We start from the raw sequence: 18631 nt of genomic DNA on the forward strand, positions 1-18631 counted from the left end.
AGTCATATAAAATCAGTCGAAGAGAAGTGAAAATATTTCAACATTTTCCCTTTCCCCTTTCCCCTTTCCCCTTTCCCCCTCTTCAAAGGGCATGGGGCATTGGTGTTTAAGTGTAGAACGAGACATTCCCAGTTAAAAGTTTAAAGTTTCGTCTTCCGAACTCGGAGTTTCGTCTTCCGAACTCGAAGTTTCATGTTCTGAAGCTGAAGTTTCGTGTTCAGAACTCGAAGTTTCGTGTTCAGAACTCGAAGTTTCATGTTCTGAACTCGAAGTTTCATGTTCTGAACTCGAAGTTTCATGTTCTGAAGCTGAAGTTTCATGTTCTGAACTCGAAGTTTCATGTTCTGAACTCGAAGTTTCATGTTCTGAACTCGAAGTTTCATGTTCTGAAGCTGAAGTTTCGTGTTCAGAACTCGAAGTTTCGTGTTTTCCTTCTCGTTTCCTTGCTCTGCCAGTAAATGTGGTTCTTGGAGAACTGCTGCCTCCATTACTAACAGTCGAGGCAGCAGCCCACTAAATGCGTTCCCCATTCCCCATTCCCCATTCCCCATTCCCCATTCCCCACTCCCCACTCCCCATTCCCCATTCCCCATTCCCCATTTTCATCTTCTGAGCAATATCCACACTAAAAACCGCGCCCAAAGAAACTTGATAGTCTAAGGTAGTTCATCTATATTTAGTGAGGTGGCGATGCAATCTCCGGGAAACTACTGTAAAGCAGAACTGTAAACGTATAGAAGTGTGAATAAATTATCAGCATGAAGTTACAACTGTTATTAGGGTCTTTATTTTCCCAGATTAAAGTCCGCCATTGGTGGATAGGCATTCTTTTTTGGATTGTTTTGGTTGCGCCAGCTCAAGCATCTGTAATATTGCGCGTAGCAATTGAAAGAGGCGTTAATCAGGTAAAAGTCGGCAGTTCCACAACTGCGATCGTTAAAGATGGTTCTGGTCGCACTTTAGGACAATTACCGTCTATGAGTTCCTATTATGCCCAAGCGATTCCTGGGGGAGTTGCTTTGGATAGATGGCGATCTGGTTTATTTTGGATTGAGCCAACAGCTAAGGGATTCGTTTATATAGGCGATCGCTGGTATCGAGGCAGAACTCTGGTTGTTCCCACAGACAAAGGCGTAACCGCTGTAAACTGGGTTGATATCGAAGAATATCTCTACAGCGTCATCGGTGGCGAAATGGATGCGAACTGGCCCCAAGAAGCGCTACAAGCACAGGCGATCGCCGCTCGTACCTATGCCCTCTACGAACGCGAAAAACAACGCAGCAATCCCATTTACGATGTCGGCGATACCCCCGACCGCTGGCAAATTTACAAAGGCGTAATTAGTGAATCCGGTGGTACTTATAAAGCAGTAGATGCCACAGCAGGACTTGTACTAACTTATAAAAATCAAATTATTCTTTCAGTTTTTCACGCTTGTTCTGGCGGACACACCGAAAACGTTGAAGATGTTTGGGGAAATACCCTGCCTTACCTGCGTGCAGTTCAAGACTTCGACCAAAATATTAGCGAATGCAATTGGGTAAAAACCTTCTCAAGCGCCCAAATCAGCGCCATGATTCCTGGCGTGGGCAATGTCAAAGATATGCTTCCACAAGCGTTTTCCCCTTTCCGCAGCGTTAAAACCTTGAAAATTGTCGGTGACAAAGGTACTAAAGTATTACAAGGCGAACAAGTGCGTACGGCACTAAAGCTGAAAAGTACTCGCTTTAACGTCAGCAAACAAACAGATGGTAGTTTTGTCGTTCAAGGACTCGGCTACGGTCATGGTTTAGGTATGAGTCAATGGGGAGCGTATAATTTAGCTCGACGAGGAGTCAACCACCTACAAATTTTGGGGCATTACTACCAAGGCGTAGCCCTTACCCCAATTCGAGTAAAGTAGTCAAAAAGAGTGGGGGAGTCGGGGAAGCGTGGTGTGGGGAGACATGGGAGACAAGGGAGACAAGGGGAGCTTTTCTCCGTGCGGAGGTCACGAACGTTGAGGCGCCTGGCGTGGACAAGGGAGACTTAGGGGAATTTCTCCCCCTGCTTCCCCTGCTTCCCCTGCTTCCCCAGCTCCCCCTCCCAAGAACTCTCCCCCTCCTCTTATTCACCACTCCCCCGCTCAAGACGCCGTTGCCATTCAGCGTCCTCTTGTTCTAATAAGTCAGTTTCTGTGGTGTATGCTAAATCTTCATTGTCAATGACTTTTTCAGCCGCAAACTGATGAGCGTAGTCGATTTTATTTTCCAAAGATGCATCTTTCTCGCTTGCTAATAGTCTGGCACGCTCAAGGCGATCGCGGTTACGTGCGACAATTTTACTATTGCGCCATTGAATCCAAAAATAACGCACTAGCGGTATCCCCAAGAAACCGATTCCGTAAGCCAACAGCAACCAGTAAATTCCTTGGACAAAAGCGACAAGTCCACCCAGTTTTGCAGCGACAATACCACCTCGCAACAAACTTCCCAACACCAAAGCACCAACCAAATTAACTGCACCCAACCCAGCCGAAAGCAGGATTTGTCCGGAACTTGCCGCACTAAACCGCCAAGGAAATTCCTCCAGGTACACCGACGCTGACTGAGGACGTTTTTTCGCAGCACTCACCTGTAACTCTGGGAAGTAATAGACAATCTCTCCTTGGGGACTTACCGCTGGTTGCCCATTAAAGCGAGTGAGAACAGGCAACATATAGTCTTCGTATTCTTGTTGATATTTCTCACCGATATTATCTAGATAGGGAGAAATTTGTTCAGCTACCACTGCACCACGGTTGTTGCGAATTACACTTGTAATTTCTCGCCAGCGGCGTTCTTCTAATTTGGTGTTAGGATTGCCATCACCAAACAAAAATGAAAAGACAGCTTCAAAGAAATTCAGATCGCTTTTCGCTCGCCGCCGTTCTTGGTAGTGAGTGCGATAATCTGGGCTAAAATACCAGAATAAATCGGGAAAATAGAAAAAGCCCCAACCGTCGCTATGATTGCTAGAATTACCTCCACCGCCGTTTCCGTCGCGATCTGAGTTGATCGCAGTAATAATGATGATAATGGCGATCGTCATCAGAGCGATCGAAGCAATTAATAAAATTCCAAAGGAAATGCGAATTAGGTAAAATAGAATTCCCCATACCTTTTTCCACCATTCCTGCAATCGCAACTGCAAATATTTATTACGTAAAATTACTCGAAAAGTTTTGGGAAACAGGTAAACAATATCACCTGTTTCTGCTACTTGCAAATGTGCGCCAGCATCAGTTGCAAGAGCTAATAAGCCCTGATTCGCCTCCGCAACATTCAATCCTGCCTGAGTTGCCACATCACCAACGGTGACACGATAGCCCAATTGTTCCACAGCCTGCATAATGGTGGGATTGGGAGCCATTGCTCTTCCCTCCTATGAAAATTTATTCTCCCTTTTTTAGTATAAAGTTTTATTTTTGTTGCTTTGGTAAACCCTGCAAAGCAACTGCTCAACTGAAGAGCAAAATGTAAAATTCAAAATTATTTTTTAAAATTTAGAAACAACTTGTTGTTACTCACTTCATGTTAAAATAGTTTCCCTCGGCTTGGTTAACCAGCAACTTTTTTGCTTAGATATGGTTCAGTACACTCTTGCTCAAAGCCCAGAAATCATTCTCACTGTTTCCGGCAAAGATTCAGCTAAAGCCCGTGAGAAAGCGATGGATCAGCTGATGGAACTAATGGAAGCAGGTAAACTACCCACGGAATTAGAAGAGGGATTTGGTGCTCAACAATTGATTGAGGTGAAAGAAGCACCAATTGACACTGCCGGCGGTGAAGATGCGATTACACAAGCTGTCCAAGTTTTGAGCAATCTTGCTACACTCAAGCTCAAGGTTCAAGATTCCCGTGCTGAAGCATTGGAAATTCGCAAAGCAGTTGATGTCCTCTTTAGCGATCAGTCAGTGACTGAGGAGGAAATTACCCGACTCAAAGAAGGTTTTAAAGTTCTGAAAAATTTTGCCCAAGCTAATATGCGTTATCAAGAAGCGCGAACTAAAGCAGAACAAGCAAGGCAAGTTCTCGATCAAGCTCTCAAATCGCCGGAAAAATAGGGAATGGGGAATGGGTAATGGGTAATGGAAAATGGGTAATGGGTAAATGCGTTCCCAATTACCTATTCCCAATTACCTATTCCCAATTCCCAATTCCCATTTTAACGTCGTTTTATATTTGTGATTGAAGTAGACTTTGACCCGGAATTAGCGGTGGTGTCATCTGTATCGTCACCAACTCGTTCAGCACTCATGCTCTGTCTGTAATACTGCTGATAGTGGCTATAAGACGATGGTGTGGAATCTTTAGATTTATTGGCGATTAACCCTAAAATGGGAGTGCCAGAAACTTGAATTTCTTCTAATGCTTGTTGGAGTACAGTACGTTTGAGCTTACCCAAACCAGCAACTAGCACCATACCGTTGGTATTAGCCGCTAGTAAATAAGCATCTGCAAAGCCCAAAAGTGGCGGTGTGTCATAGATTACCAAATCGAAACTGGCTTGCAGATCGTCCATTAAATCTTGCATTTTTTGAGAAGCGAGTAACCTTACTGAGTCTGGGGGAATTGGACCTGCACTCATGACAAAGAGATTTTCTTCTAAAGGCGATCGCTCAATTACATTACTCCACTCTAGGTCTTGGGAAATTACATCGGTCAATCCCTGAATATTCATCAGTCCGACTCGATTGTGCAAAGTCGGACAACGTAGATTCGCATCTACTAATAATACTCGTTGCCCCATCGCGGCTGCTGCCTGCGCTAACTGTATAGCAACAGTAGACTTACCGTCTCCCTGTCCTGCCGAACTGATTACAAGAGAGCGAATTGGCGTATCCGAACCCAAAAGAAGAATATTTGTGTAGAGAGAGCGAAATACTTCAAAAAAGGAAATGCTACTTACTGGTTGCACTCCTGATCGTACATTTTCTGGCTTCGCCAATGCCGCTAGTTCTTTTCTTAACGGAACTACACCTAACAAAGGCAGTCTAGTAGCATCTTTGAGTTCCTTAGAAGTATAGAAAACATTGCTGAGTTTATCTACAACTAAAGCTGCCCCTACACCCAACAGTAAGCCTAACATCGCCCCCAATGCTAAGTTTTTCTTAGCACTTTCTGAAATAGCATCAGGTTCGCTCACTTTAGTCAGTTTAGGATCGAGTAACTGCCAAGGTTGTTGCTTTTGGGCTTTCTCGAGCTGCAATGCTTGTTGTTTGCTTGTAAATTGAGTCAGACCTTGAGTGGCAACTTGTAATTCCCGCTGAATGTTATCGTAATTACGGCTAATACTTGCCAAATCCTTAACGTAATTATTTAGACTATTTATTTTTGCATCCAATGCTCGATCTCTGGCTTGCAGTTCCCGGATGCGGCTTTGAAAATCTCGATTAACCCGCAGCCTTTCCTGTTGCAACAAAGAGAGTATCGTTGCTTTCTGTTCATTAAGACGCTTCATGCCCTCTTCTTCGTCTGTAAAGATAGCTGACCTTTTGGCTATCTCACCATCCAATCCCTGAATCTGATCCAGTAACTTTTGATAACGAGGATTATCACTCAACAATGAATTACTAGCCTCAGCACCTGGTTGTTGGGCTAACTCTGTTTGTAAGTCTTGATACTTAGCTACCCATTGCTGTAGCTGCACCCGATTATCGAGTTGCTGTTGCGTCAAAGTCGCAATATGTCCAGATACCTCTCCAGCTTTCTGTGCTGGATCAATTAACTTATTCTCCAACCGCAGGTTTCGCAATTTGTTTTGCCACACCTGAACCCGCTGCTCTAAGGGCATTTTTTCTTGGTTAACGAACTTAATTGCCTGATCTACATCTGCCTGACGCTCTGCCAAACTATACTGCAAATAAGCATCAGCAAGTGCTTTGGAAACCTCACTAACTACCTTCTCGTCAGGATGAATATATTGGACTTTTAAGATATTTAGTTTTTCGGGTGCGATCGCTAAACTCCCAACAACTACCTCGTAAGTCAAGTCAGGATGTTTAGCTTGAAGCTTTTCGACAACAGGGTCTAAAACTTTATGACTTTGTAAAACTGCGATCGTGGTCTGAACTTCTTTTGTAGACTCAGGAGCTGCTACCTGTTGGGAACCGAGAGTTTGAGGAACATCGGCTAGAGCCTTATTCTCGGCACTTAAAGACTTGGTTAAAATCTCAAACTCAGCTTGATACACCGGAGGGTCTTGTTCTGCTTTCAACACCGCCGCCGTTGCTACTACGCCTGTTACACCAGCAATTAACAATGCTCGGCGACGCAAAGCAGATCCAACTTGACCCAGATTTAATCCACCTTCATCAACATCATTTAACTGGGCTGTGTTCGCTTGTGACAAAGGGTGAGGATATTTTTCTGACTTTAGCATGGCTATGGTAAATTAAATTACTAACAGTAATTTCGGAATACGATGTGTTAATTTTAATTAGACATACGTAGTTGAATTTCGTCTTACGCTGCCTTGGCTTTCGGCACACCCCGGTTAATTACTGAATAAACCGACTAATTTCATAGTCCAAAGAATCTCAAGCAGAACTTGAGTATTGCTCTTGACCCACCTGATAGGCTTATTACCCTGGAAGACAGTATTTTCGATCCGATCTCCTAACGGAGCGATGCACTACAACTACAGTAACATTACGCAGGATAAATTGGTTGGTTCATTATAGATCGTCAGTCAAAGCAGTGTAGACTTTTTATACAGTCAACTTCCTCTGCAATGTAGGCTAATTAGGTTCCAATAAAGTTAACACGTTTGGTATTTAAATCCAAGTGTTGCAGGTTGGACTAATTTGTTTAGTGTTACTAATTAACTTTAAACTTTTCCGGATAAAACTAAATAACAAAGATTTGAGTTAATTTGTTTCAGTGTAGCCGAGTATTTTTAAGTACAGAAATATATTTTTTTCGTCTCTAAGCGTAATTTTTTGTAGAAGTTTCCACGGATTCAGGTTAATATTTTGTTTAAGGCGATCAACGCTAGGGCAAATTGCAACTCGTAGATTTCAGCTACTGCTAAAGCAACAAATATACGAGTGCGCTTTGTAAATAAATCTCAGCTACATGAAGCTATCAAACCTTCCTAGAGTATAAATTATATTAGACGATCGCTCTGGCTAACCCTCAAACTCTCGCTAATCTTTACTTATACTTTAGATAAAAAATAAAGGACAGTGTATTACAACTAGCCCTTCTACATAATACTGGGGCGCTAGGATTCGAACCTAGGAATGGCGGGACCAAAACCCGCTGCCTTACCACTTGGCTACGCCCCAACGATTTCACTTCAATTAGTATAGCAGTCACTCATGGTGTAATGTCAAGTGCTTTCAAATCTGATTTTGGACAAATGACATCCTTGCCCTTCACTAAAGCCAGATAATGACTATCCGAGCGCGAACATTGTCCTTAAGAGTGTTTTTGTGACTAACGAACTAGTAAATAGTTATACCAATTCTATGTGAGGTTGCGCTTCCCATCTGTGTAGGGAACCCTTCATGAAGGGTCCCCTACACAGAAGCGTTCAAGCGTGCGTGCGTAATTTGTGCGCTTACGCATCTTCAAGCCAGAATTGGTATTACAATTGAAGCATTTTATGAATGCCTGCCGACTTATGTAAGACATTGCCTTAAATTGTCTTGCATCTTAAACTTGTTTGCCCTGGTATTTTAGGTATTTAAACCTTGTCAAATAAAAATAGTCGATTAAAATGATAATACATTTAGGTTATAGCTATCCATGATTGTGATAAATTACCCAAATTGAACGAGAGCTAATTGTCAGCGTAAAAGAAACTGCTTATCTGTTTGCAAATTATTATTTTTAATTTACTTATGTCTTCTACCAGGTCAAGCATCAACCTCAGGGTCGTTTTTTCATCGCTGTTTAGCTTTTTATTAAATAAACCCAAACAGCAGCCGAATAAAACTTATGATTATACCCGATACGTCAGCGGACGTGACTATGTATTTGAATTTGTAAATGACTTGAAAAAAGGTTATATGACAGGACAGGGTAAAGGTATCAAGCGTGGTGATTATATTTTTTTAAAAAACGGCTCTAACTCTTGTCGATATCAAGTTGAAGAAATTGATTACTACTCCGAACCACCAGATATGTGGATGGCTTTACTGTGCGAAGCAATCGTTGAGCAACCTGAGTTGTGAGTTGATTCTCATTTTTGACATCATTAAGCAATATGTCTCCACTTAGTAAGATACTATAGCAGCTTGCAGTCAGCATAAGTTTAAATTATCTAATATAGATTTTTTATCGGATGCGTCTTTAGTTATAAGCTTTATAATTGGCGCAACTATAGGCGTTCGCGGAGCGTTGTCGTCCCGACATCGCTTCAGTCAAATTCACAATATTAAACTTTCACCAACAGCTTGAGTTGATTGTCAGTTGTAATCACCAGTTTAAAAATCTTTGAATATTGCCTAAAAGAAAGTTATCTTCAAGAACGCTTAAGGTTGATGACACTCAAAGAATAGTGATGGCTTATCGGTCAATCAATTGGTGGCTATCCTCAGTTTCAATGCTGGGTTAGTTTCCAATAATAATAGGACTTACGCAAAAAATCGCCGTAGTTCCTTAATTTACGAGTGCGATAATTCATGAATTATCGCTACAGAAGATATGTTTTGCCTAAGTCCTGAATAAATTGTTTTTCTTTACACGCTCTTAACAAGAATGTGTTTTTTTCATGAACCTTAGATCCAAAGATAACATACGTATGTATACTGCCATAAGAGAGGGTACGTAAGTATCTACCAAATACGTATACCAGGCTGCTTGTTTTAGTAAAATCTACTTTCTGCGAATTGTAGCCAAGCAAACTTCTCAAGATTTTATACCAGGGGTAATTACTGCTATCTAACCTCGGCGATCGCTGACCCTAAAGGCTTTGTGACGATTTTTGCATTTATTATTGTCTAGCTGTTAAAGGTAGTGATTTTGCCCTTATAACTTCTGCTTCCAAGTATGCACCCAGGCATATCGATTCTGATAGCTTGTGTATGGCGATACTCCACAGTTCGTGAATTTGCTTATGAGTATTTACCTAAGTCTAAAAAATATATTCGATATTTAGTCAAATCTTCCCGGATAGATACGTAAGTACAAGAAAAGTGATTTATACAAAAGGTAAATACATCATTAATCAAATAGCCAAAGGAAATTTAGAAAATATGAACTTAAAACAACTAGACCAGAAAATCTCAGAGTCTTCGATAGTAGAGGCAAATCAAGAACAAATTTCTTCGGATCTGGGTGGGGAGGCAGTCATTCTCAATCTCAAGACTGGAGTTTATCACGGTTTGAATGAGGTGGGAGCGCTGATTTGGACTTTGATTCAGGAACCAAAAGCTGTGAAAGATATCAAGCCGATCCTTCTGCAAGAGTATGAAGTTGAACCTCAACAGTGCGATCGCGACCTCAAAGCATTGCTTGAAGACCTTCTGGCAGCAGGACTAATCGATGTCAAAAATAATACGACTGTTTAAATTTTTTCGGATGGGAGCGGGCGATCGCCACCTTTTAATCATGACCTTAATTTTACTAGCAACCATCAGGCTAGGGTTGTGGTTAATGCCCTTCCGCACCCTTTTAAAACTGATAGCAAAAATTAGCCGGCAAAGCGATCGCCCACAAGTGACACAAGTGTCCGTCGGCAAGATTTCTTGGGCTGTAAAGGCAGTTAGCCGCTATATGCCTGGTGTAAAGTGTCTGGCTCGCGCTTTGACTACCCAAGTGGTGATGAGTCGTTACGGTTACTCTTGCGAACTGCGGATCGGTGTTGCTAAAGGAGAAAAAGGAATTTTAGAAGCTCACGCTTGGATAGAACATGAAGGACTAATTGTCATGGGTTATCTGGCAGACCTTTCACGTTTCATTCCACTGCCGTCTCTTGAAGGAGTGAAATTATGAGTGGCATCATGGGTATTCACTATCTAAGCGATCGCCCTGTAGACCGCGAAGACTTGGGAATGATGGTGGAAACCCTGGCGCATCGGGGACCCGATGGTGCAGATATCTGGATAGATGGGGCGATCGGTTTCGGGCATCGGATGCTGTGGACTACTCCTGAATCCTTGCTAGAAAAGTTACCTTTAGCTAACTCTACAGGCGATTTGATTATTACCTCAGATGCTCGCATAGATAACCGCGATGAACTCATAAGTGTGTTACAATTAAATAACTGTGCATCTGAGAAAATTACGGATAGCCAGTTGATATTGGCTGCTTACGAAAAATGGGGCGAACAATGCCCAAAGCATCTTTTAGGTGATTTTGCCTTTGCAATTTGGGATAAACAAAAGCAGATACTATTCTGTGCTAGAGACCACATCGGTGTTAAGCCCTTCTACTATCACTTTCAAACAGGTCGAATTTTTGCTTTTGGCTCTGAAATTAAAGCTTTATTGTGTTTGCAAGAAATACCACGCCAACTCAATGAGGTGAAGGTAGGTGACTATCTGGCAGCAAACTTGCAAGATAAATCCAACACCTTTTACCAGGATATCTTTCGCCTTCCTCCGGCAAGTAGCCTAACGGTGAATGCCAAAGGTATACAAATACAGTCTTACTGGACGCTTGACCCGAAGCGGGAACTACGGCTGAATTCTGATGAAGAATATGCCGAAGCATTGCAGAAAATCTTTGCCGAAGCTGTACGGTGTCGGTTGCGTAGCGCTTTTACCGTGGGTTCTCATCTCAGTGGTGGGTTGGACTCTTCTTCTATTACTTGTATGGCACGACAGTTGCTGATACAAGAAGGAAAAAATCGCTCATTGCACACCTTCTCAAATATCTTTGATGCTGTTCCCGAAAGTGACGAGCGCTCTTTTATTGAGGCTGTGATTGCCCAAGGTGACATGATTCCTCACTATGTCCACGCTGATGAAATGGGTCCTTTGTCAAACTTAGAGGAAATTTTCCGCTATCAAGATGAAGCCATTTCCGCACCTACACATTTCTTGGCTTGGGAATTGAACGATGCTGCTCAAAAAGTTGGTGTCCGAGTTGTCTTAGATGGCTTTGATGGCGATAATACGATATCGCACGGCGAGGGTTATTTCGCTGAACTGGCAAATAAAGGAGAATGGGCAACTTTCGCTCTTGAACTTGACGCTGTTTATGAACTCACTGGTGCGTCACAAATGAGTATTCTGCGACAGTATGGTCTGACATCTTTGGAACAGCTGGCACGCAAATGGAAGTTGATTGCTTTTGTTAAACAGACCAATGAGTTATTGAAACACTTTAGCGTTTCCCGGTGGCAGATTTTTCTGCGCCACGGCTTAAAACCTTTGCTTCCGCAGTTCATGCTCAAAGTTTGGCACTTTCTACGCGGACATAGTTTTAATACAAACCTTGACAAATCGATGATTAACCGCAGCTTTGCGAGGCGCATCGGTTTGCAGAAGCGTATCGAGCTTTTTAAAGACTTTCTGTCAAGTTTCCCGTGTACAGAAAGGGAACGTCACTGGCGCGGTCTTAGTTCTGGCGTAATAACCCAAGCGCTAGAGATATCAGATCGCTATGCAGCAGCTTTTCAAGTCGAAGTTCGTCACCCGTTTATGGATAAACGCTTGCTGGAGTTTTGTCTGTCTCTGCCTCCTGAACAGAAATTTAACAAAGGATGGTCGCGCTTAGTCATGCGCCGTGCCATGAAAAATGTTTTACCTGACCAAGTGCAGTGGCGTCTGGGCAAAGGCAATATGTCCCATACTTTTCAGTACGGTCTACTGACACTAGATCGAAAAGTTTTAGATGAGGTAATGCTCAACCACTTGCAAGCTGCGGAAACTTACGTAGACACAAATGTCTTGCGTGCAGCATATGAGCGATTAATATCTGCAAGCAAAGTTAATCTACAGGAAGAGCGATTGCCAGTTTGGAAAGGAGCGATGTTGGCATTGTGGTTGCGTTACAGCAAGTTATAGAGAACAGTTCACTATAAAAGTTAGTAATAATTTTTGCTTTTTCACAGTTTATATGTAACAATAGAGATGCCGTTACTCTAAGCTTAAATTAAGAGTTCGGATTGACAACCAACAATCAGGAGTTCTCAAATGAAGAAAAGCTACGAAGTACCACAACTGGTTAAACACGGAAGCGTCAGCAATATCACGGCTTACTCTTTCGACAGTAAAGACGGCGATGTATTTTACGGTCAGACAAACGCAACAAACCAAAATGGTACTGGTTCACTGAATGCTTGCATAACCTACAAAACCGGTCTGAAGAAAGGTGATTGCGTGAATCCTTCCGCGAAGGGTGTGTAATAGAGAGCAAGGAATGCTGTAGTAGCCGCTACAGCAAGTTGAATAAACAGCTTTTAAAGTCCTTGCAATCAATCTACCTTCTTTGTCGAAGCTAGAGCTTGCCTAGTAAAAGGTTATCTGAATCAAATTAACAGTTCGGGTTTACAACCAACAATCAGGAGTTCTCAAATGAAGAAAAGCTACGAAGCACCACAACTCGTCAAACACGGAAGCGTCAGCAATATCACGGCTTACTCTTTCGACAGTAAAGACGGCGATGTATTTTACGGTCAGACGAACGCAACAAACCAAAATGGTACTGGTTCACTGAATGCTTGCATAACCTACAAAACCGGTCCGAAGAAAGGTGATTGCGTGAATCCTTCCGCGAAGGGTGTGTAATAGAGAGCAAGGAATGCTGTAGTAGCCGCTACAGCAAGCTGAATAAACAGCTTTTAAAGTCCTTGCAATCAATCTACCTTCGTTGTCGAAGCTAGAGCTTGCCTAGCAAAGGGCTACGGGCATCCGTAGCCCTTTTTTATCCTTCCTTTTGAAGAAGGAAAGCAGGTTAACACAATCATAATAGCCAACTATAATTTTGTCCAAGGATACTCAAAGGTGTTTGCTTATACTGCCTATAATCTCCGCATTCACTCTGAGTTTCCTTTTCCGGAACTCAGCAAGAGTGAAGTTTCACAAAAGCCGGATGTGGTGATTTCGCTGCGCTCCCTTAGCCAGTTAGAAACACAAACAGCTGATGGTGCTAACAAGCTAGTGGCATTTTTAGAGTTAGAAAACTCTACAGCGGGCAGGTTTTTGGTAGAGTCGGGACGCAAGATTGTTGTCGAACCAGACCCAGGAATTGATGAGGATTTGCTTCGTCCTTTTATTTTGGGACCAGCTTTTGCCGTGTTGCTGCGACAGCGATCGCATCTCGTCCTTCATGCCAGTAGCATTGCGATCAATAATGGAGCAGTAGCGTTTTTGGGTCATTCAGGATGGGGTAAATCAACCTTAGCGAATGCTTTTTACAATCAAGGGTATGGTTTACTCACAGACGATGTGATGGCGATAAAAGTTGAGAGTAACCCCCCGATTGCTTTTCCCAGCTTTCCCCAAGTGAAACTATTACCAGATGCAGCGGCTTCTTTAGGATACGACTTTGAGAGATTAACTTCAATTCATGCTGGGGTAGCAAAACGGAATAATCGTCTCTCCCTTGGATTTTCACAAATTGCTCTACCAGTCAAGCGGATTTATGTGCTGGAAAATGTGGCAGCAACGCACAACGAAATACAGCCTCTGTCACCTCAAAATGCTCTGATGGAACTGGTTCGCCACTCCCGCGCTACCGACTTACTAACTACACCAGAGTTTGTTAGCTCTCATCTGCGTCAGTGCGCTAATTTGGTGAAGAATGTATCGATATGTCGTTTAAAAAGAAAAAGTTCTTTAGCTGGATTACCGGAGTTAGTCAAGCTAATAGAAGAAGATATTGCTCAAACAATATTTGATGAAGACAAGAATATTCAATTGTTTGCATCTGCCTAAGGGTATATTTTAAAAATGAAAAAGAAAGGGATTTAAAATTTTGAATAGAAGATTAGGCAGAGCGATCGCTCGAATTTCTTATCTGCCAAAAACACTAGATTTAGTCTGGACTGCATCTAAAGGATGGACAATCGCCTGGGCTATATTACTAGTTATTCAGGGACTCATGCCAGTTGCGATGGTCTACCTGACTCGCTCGGTGGTTGATGGTTTAGTAGCAGTCATGGGGGCTGGGGCGACTTGGCAGAGCGCTCAACCGATTATAATTCCAGCAGCAGCAATGGTTTGCGTCTTGCTGCTAGGAGGAAGTCTGCAAACCGTGATGGAATGGGTACGGACGGCTCAATCTGAATTTGTCCACGACCATATCACCACCTTGATTCATCAAAAGTCTGTAGCAGTAGATTATGCCTTTTATGAATCATCAGAGTATTACGATCGCCTGAACCGAGCGCGTAGCGATGCCAGCGGTCAATCCCTGTCTCTGTTAGAAAATCTCGGTAATGGAATGCAAAACAGCATTACCCTTCTGGCAATGGCGGCAATATTACTTCCTTATGGTGCATGGCTAGCAGTTGTTTTATTAATCAGTGCGCTGCCATCTTTATATATAATCCTAAATCTTAATCGCTACTATCACCGTTGGTGGCAGGGGACTACAACAGAACGGCGACGGCAGGAATATTACGATGCACTCCTGACTAACAGCAACACTGCTGCGGAATTACGACTATTTAACTTAGGTTCTCAGTTCCAGTCTACTTACCTAAAATCACGCCATCGGCTCAGAACAGAGTATCTGCAAATACTCAAAGTCCAAAGTTTAGGGCGCTTCAGTGCCACGATTTTGGGACTTTTCGTTTTTATGGCTCCTCTGAGTTGGGTAGTTTGGCGAATCCTGCAAGGAAAGATGACCCTTGGTGAACTTGCACTGTTTTTCCAGGCGTTTCAACAGAGTCGGGGCGTAATGGTTTCGCTGCTGGGTAATCTAGGACAAATCTATAAAAGTAGCTTATTTATCAGTAATTTATTTGAATTTTTAGAGTTAAAACCGCAAATTATCAACCCAACCCAGCCCCTAGCTATTCCCAAGCAATTGAAACAAGGAATTAGCTTTCAACAAGTTAGTTTTGGCTATCCTGGTAGCGATCGCCCTGTCTTAGAAAATTTTAATTTGACAATTCCGGCGGGGAAAATAGTCGCAATTGTCGGGGATAACGGTGCAGGAAAGAGTACTTTAATCAAGTTACTTTGTCGTTTTTATGACCCTGAGTCTGGTTGCATTCAACTAGACGGAATCGATATTCGCGATTTATCTGTTATAGAATATCAGCGTTTAATTACAGTTTTGTTCCAGTTTCCTGTTTCTTACTACGTCACCGCTGCCGAAAACATTGCTTTGGGCGATTGGTCAGCAACTCCAAGCTTAGATGAGATTGAGTTGGCAGCTAAAAATGCTGGCATTCATGAGAAAATTGCTAGCTTACCTCAAAGTTACAACGCAATATTAGGCAAGTTGTTTCCTGAAGGTACAGAACTCAGCGGCGGACAATGGCAGCGTCTTGCTTTGGCAAGAGCATTTTTGCGACGTGCCGAAATCATTATTCTGGATGAACCGACCAGTGCAATGGACCCTTGGGCAGAGTTTGATTGGTTGGAGCGATTCCGCACTATGGCAAATGGACGGACTGCGGTTGTAATTACTCACCGCTTCACCTTGGCAATGCGGGCTGACATAATTCACGTCATGCGTGCCGGTAAGATTGTGGAATCAGGAAGCCATGATGAATTGCTGGCTCAGGGTGGTTTTTATGCCCAGTCTTGGAAAGAGCAAATGGAAGTTACTAGTAATGTTCCTGTTTAACTATGCAAGAAATTCTCTGCCAAAACGAGGCACGACTGCCATCCGTATCATTACCTAAAATATACGGCATTCCTATCGACTCAGAAGCCTTGGCTAAGTACAGCCGTGAACTTCAGCTAAAGGAACCCACCGAGGCACTTTTTGGGCTAGCTCAAGCTATTGCCAGCAGTCCCATCTGGGCAGAAATGCCCGGAAACATATTAATTGTTCGTCCCACTCCTCAACCTGCACTTTTTGTGTTGGGTTGCTTGGATGAAGCTGGTAGAGTGCGAATTGCTAGAGAACTCCCGGATTTGAATCTGAACATAACTCGTCTGCGCTACATCAGTTATCGTCAAGCGGAAGCGGATTGTGAGCGTCTGGCGAAACAATTAGTAGATCGCTTTGGTTATGAGGAATTAAAGGAGTTTCACTTTACTGGGATTCCCCGTGGAGGGCTGATAGTTTTGGCAATGCTGGCTTACGCTTTGGGGTTGACTCCCGAACAATTAGAACCACCGCCATCGCCCGATGTGCCTTGGGTAGTGGTGGATGACTGTGTTTTTACTGGTTCTCGACTGAGCAACTTTTTGCAGTCTCATTCTCATGAGGCAGTAATATTTGCAGTGCTTTATTCTCATCCAGATTTGCGAAGAGCGATCGCATCTCGTGAACCGCACGTTAAAGCTTGTTTGAGCGCTCAAGATATTCATGACTATGCACCAGAAGACCTCGGCGATAGTTACCCAGACTGGCAAGCACACTGCCTCGCACAACTAGATGGAATCCGCTACTGGGTGGGGAAAACAGACAATATCTGTTTTAGCTGGAATGAACCAGACCGCTTTGTTTGGAATCCTGTGACTGAAAAGATAGAGGGTTGTTGGCTTTTGATTCCTCCAGAAATCTGCTTGAAAAATCGACTCAAAGCTGCTACTGAAGCTCCAATTATCCAGATTCAGCCGGAGAGTAAAGGACTCATTCAACCAGGGTCACAAGTCATCTTTGGAGAGTATGAGGGACAGATTGTGGTTGGGAATTTGGCAACTGGTGAAAGCTTTTGCTTGACTGGTGTAGCTGCTGATATTTGGCAAGCTTACGCTCAACATGGCGATGTGGAACAAGTTGTTATGTCACTATTAAGCAGCTACGACGTTGAAGAAGCCACACTCCGGTGTGATGTGGAGACATTTATAGATGAGTTGTACACTCAGGGTTTGCTGGTTAAAAGCGTAGACGCAAAGCGGTGAAGCAGCGCGGTCTTCTCCCTTTGGGAGAGGCTAACGCCAAGGGGAGCCAGTGCGCTATCGCGCTTTGCCGACAGTCACGCACCTGCCGTGGTTTCCACGCCACTTCCTTCAAGCCGGGGAACCCGTCCAACGGAGTGGCTCCCCATGAGCGACTGCACCAAGCTTTATGGCTTGTCCTCAGACATCGCTTTACTTCCTGAGCAAAACTTATTAACAAAGTAAAAATATTCTAATAATGACCAGCTTTCGCAGTGATGAAAACCTTTTCTAAACCATACACTAAAAACCAGAATATCAATACCCGCCCCGAAGTTGAGCTACTTCTTTCTTGCGCTCGTACCCAGATAGATGATGAACGCGCTCAACGCATCAAATCTTTAGTTAAGGAAGATATAGATTGGCAATACCTAATTGCAACAGCATATAGACACAAGTTAATGCCACTTTTATATAACAGCCTCAACAAAATTTGTGCGAATGCAGTTCCTAATGAAGCATTTAACCAACTCCGAGAACTTTTTCAGAGAAATGCTCAACGCAACTTATTTCTCAGTGGAGAACTCCTAAAAATCCTCGGTCTTTTAAAAGAGCGTGGAATTGTCGCTTTACCATACAAAGGTCAAGTTTTAGCTACTGCAATATACGGCAATTTAGCACTTCGGCAGTCTGGCGATTTGGATGTCATGGTTCAACAGCCAGATGTTTTGGAATTTAAAGAAGTGCTGCTTTCTCTGGGATATCAACCGGAGATTAAATTGACTCCTAGCCAGGAAAGAGCTTTTTTACAAGCTAAAACTGAGCATTCCTATAACTTTTTTAATCAGGATAAAGCAATTCTTCTAGAGATACATTGGAGAATTGCGCCTAAGTATACATGCCCAATTGAAGCTAAAGACTTATGGGACAAACTTGAGCCTTTTGCTTTTTTTGGTACAACAATACCAAATCTTTCTTTGGAAGATTGGCTGCCAATCCTGTGTGTTCATGGGTCTAGGCATCGTTGGGAAGTGGTAGGATGGCTTGCCGACATTGCCGAATTAATTCGGAATCATCCAGGGATTAATTGGGAAAAAGTCATAGCGCAATCTAACAAATTTGGCTGTAGGCGAATACTATTTCTTGGTCTTTTTTTAGTTAATGAACTACTAGGAGTAAGCATTCCTACAGAAGTTTGGCAGAGAATAAAAGCTGATTCTGAGGTAACTTCTCTCGCTGATTCCGTCTGCAAAGATTTTTTCCCAGAAACCGATGCGCCAGAGAGATTTTTGACAACGACTATCTACCAAATTCGGGTTAGAGAACGCTTGCAAGATAAACTTTTGTATCTAGAATCTTTCCTTCTCTGGTTGAGAACTCGCGAAAACACCTTTTCCTAATGTGTTTTGTGGAAGCAAAAATGAAAATATAGAAATCAGAAGCCATTTGTGAATAAGAGCTTTTTCGTAATTGTTAATGGTTAATTAATATTAGCCATTAACAATTTTGGTAATGATAAAAATCGTTGTATTTTCTTTCTTCTGCTTTCAAATGTAATTGGTAAGGCATTCGCTAAATGCGTGCTACAAATGTAATAATGTAAGACAAATTATCCCCCTTGGACTGAACCCGGACAAAAATGGACAGGCTTCTCCTTCACCAGACGCGAAGCGCGAACATCCTTTGTGACTCGCTATCGTGTTGAGGAT

14 protein-coding genes and 1 tRNA gene are annotated in these 18631 nt (G+C 42.8%); 12 read left to right on the plus strand and 3 right to left on the minus strand.

Annotated features, from left to right (window positions below; translation table 11 throughout):
• The first annotated feature begins 758 nt into the window (after positions 1-758).
• Positions 759-1904, plus strand: a complete 1146-nt coding sequence (locus PI95_RS30125; RefSeq protein ID WP_039752874.1) for a SpoIID/LytB domain-containing protein — start codon at positions 759-761, stop codon at positions 1902-1904.
• Positions 1905-2107: 203 nt separating this feature from the next.
• Here the strand turns inward: PI95_RS30125 and PI95_RS30130 are convergent, their stop codons facing one another.
• Complete coding sequence (locus PI95_RS30130; protein ID WP_039752875.1) at positions 2108-3391, minus strand: hypothetical protein; 1284 nt, start codon at positions 3389-3391, stop codon at positions 2108-2110.
• Between the two features lie 214 nt (positions 3392-3605).
• Here PI95_RS30130 and PI95_RS30135 point away from each other — a divergent pair, with 214 nt between their 5' ends.
• Positions 3606-4085 (plus strand): hypothetical protein, encoded by a 480-nt coding sequence (locus tag PI95_RS30135; protein ID WP_039754020.1) that lies wholly within the window; start codon positions 3606-3608, stop codon positions 4083-4085.
• Between the two features lie 101 nt (positions 4086-4186).
• Here PI95_RS30135 and PI95_RS30140 read toward each other — a convergent pair whose 3' ends face one another.
• The gene (locus tag PI95_RS30140) at positions 4187-6403 is read right to left on the minus strand and encodes a GumC family protein (RefSeq protein ID WP_039752876.1); all 2217 of its coding nucleotides are present in this window, start codon (positions 6401-6403) and stop codon (positions 4187-4189) included.
• Positions 6404-7238: 835 nt separating this feature from the next.
• Positions 7239-7310: transfer RNA gene (locus PI95_RS30145), tRNA-Gln, on the minus strand.
• A 558-nt stretch (positions 7311-7868) separates the two neighbouring features.
• Between PI95_RS30145 and PI95_RS30150 the strand changes: the two genes are divergently transcribed.
• The 10 genes from PI95_RS30150 (at position 7869) to PI95_RS30195 (ending at position 18322) form a co-directional block, all read left to right on the plus strand.
• Complete coding sequence (locus PI95_RS30150; protein ID WP_039752877.1) at positions 7869-8201, plus strand: hypothetical protein; 333 nt, start codon at positions 7869-7871, stop codon at positions 8199-8201.
• A gap of 1023 nt (positions 8202-9224) precedes the next feature.
• Positions 9225-9539 (plus strand): PqqD family peptide modification chaperone, encoded by a 315-nt coding sequence (locus PI95_RS30155; protein WP_039754021.1) that lies wholly within the window; start codon positions 9225-9227, stop codon positions 9537-9539.
• Complete coding sequence (locus tag PI95_RS30160) at positions 9523-9963, plus strand: lasso peptide biosynthesis B2 protein (protein ID WP_373695726.1); 441 nt, start codon at positions 9523-9525, stop codon at positions 9961-9963. The genes PI95_RS30155 and PI95_RS30160 overlap by 17 nt, the downstream gene beginning before the upstream one ends.
• Complete coding sequence (locus tag PI95_RS30165; RefSeq protein WP_039752880.1) at positions 9960-11981, plus strand: lasso peptide isopeptide bond-forming cyclase; 2022 nt, start codon at positions 9960-9962, stop codon at positions 11979-11981. Before PI95_RS30160 ends, PI95_RS30165 begins: the two co-directional genes overlap by 4 nt.
• A gap of 129 nt (positions 11982-12110) precedes the next feature.
• Positions 12111-12323 carry a lasso RiPP family leader peptide-containing protein gene (locus tag PI95_RS30170; protein WP_039752881.1) on the plus strand — a complete coding sequence of 71 codons (213 nt, stop codon included), beginning with the start codon at positions 12111-12113 and terminating at the stop codon, positions 12321-12323.
• Positions 12324-12491: 168 nt separating this feature from the next.
• Positions 12492-12704 carry a lasso RiPP family leader peptide-containing protein gene (locus tag PI95_RS30175; protein WP_039752882.1) on the plus strand — a complete coding sequence of 71 codons (213 nt, stop codon included), beginning with the start codon at positions 12492-12494 and terminating at the stop codon, positions 12702-12704.
• A 216-nt stretch (positions 12705-12920) separates the two neighbouring features.
• Positions 12921-13853, plus strand: a complete 933-nt coding sequence (locus PI95_RS30180; protein WP_039752883.1) for a phosphoenolpyruvate carboxykinase (ATP) — start codon at positions 12921-12923, stop codon at positions 13851-13853.
• 40 nt (positions 13854-13893) lie between these two features.
• Positions 13894-15717 (plus strand): ABC transporter ATP-binding protein, encoded by a 1824-nt coding sequence (locus PI95_RS30185; RefSeq protein WP_039752884.1) that lies wholly within the window; start codon positions 13894-13896, stop codon positions 15715-15717.
• Between the two features lie 2 nt (positions 15718-15719).
• Positions 15720-16946 carry a PqqD family peptide modification chaperone gene (locus tag PI95_RS30190; RefSeq protein ID WP_039752885.1) on the plus strand — a complete coding sequence of 409 codons (1227 nt, stop codon included), beginning with the start codon at positions 15720-15722 and terminating at the stop codon, positions 16944-16946.
• 254 nt (positions 16947-17200) lie between these two features.
• A complete protein-coding gene (locus PI95_RS30195; RefSeq protein WP_039752887.1) occupies positions 17201-18322 on the plus strand; it encodes a nucleotidyltransferase domain-containing protein in 1122 nt (373 codons plus the stop codon).
• Positions 18323-18631: the final 309 nt, after the last annotated feature.

The organism is Hassallia byssoidea VB512170, from assembly GCF_000817785.2.
Classification (GTDB): Bacteria; Cyanobacteriota; Cyanobacteriia; order Cyanobacteriales; family Nostocaceae; genus Hassallia; species Hassallia carrinoi.

What these genes read in the sequence shown, in the direction of transcription:
- PI95_RS30125 (WP_039752874.1), top strand. Translation starts at nt 759, where the DNA reads ATGAAGTTACAACTGTTATTAGGGTCTTTATTTTCCCAGATTAAAGTC.
- PI95_RS30130 (WP_039752875.1), bottom strand. Translation starts at nt 3,391, where the DNA reads ATGGCTCCCAATCCCACCATTATGCAGGCTGTGGAACAATTGGGCTAT.
- PI95_RS30135 (WP_039754020.1), top strand. Translation starts at nt 3,606, where the DNA reads ATGGTTCAGTACACTCTTGCTCAAAGCCCAGAAATCATTCTCACTGTT.
- PI95_RS30140 (WP_039752876.1), bottom strand. Translation starts at nt 6,403, where the DNA reads ATGCTAAAGTCAGAAAAATATCCTCACCCTTTGTCACAAGCGAACACA.
- PI95_RS30150 (WP_039752877.1), top strand. Translation starts at nt 7,869, where the DNA reads ATGTCTTCTACCAGGTCAAGCATCAACCTCAGGGTCGTTTTTTCATCG.
- PI95_RS30155 (WP_039754021.1), top strand. Translation starts at nt 9,225, where the DNA reads ATGAACTTAAAACAACTAGACCAGAAAATCTCAGAGTCTTCGATAGTA.
- PI95_RS30165 (WP_039752880.1), top strand. Translation starts at nt 9,960, where the DNA reads ATGAGTGGCATCATGGGTATTCACTATCTAAGCGATCGCCCTGTAGAC.
- PI95_RS30170 (WP_039752881.1), top strand. Translation starts at nt 12,111, where the DNA reads ATGAAGAAAAGCTACGAAGTACCACAACTGGTTAAACACGGAAGCGTC.
- PI95_RS30175 (WP_039752882.1), top strand. Translation starts at nt 12,492, where the DNA reads ATGAAGAAAAGCTACGAAGCACCACAACTCGTCAAACACGGAAGCGTC.
- PI95_RS30190 (WP_039752885.1), top strand. Translation starts at nt 15,720, where the DNA reads ATGCAAGAAATTCTCTGCCAAAACGAGGCACGACTGCCATCCGTATCA.
- PI95_RS30195 (WP_039752887.1), top strand. Translation starts at nt 17,201, where the DNA reads ATGAAAACCTTTTCTAAACCATACACTAAAAACCAGAATATCAATACC.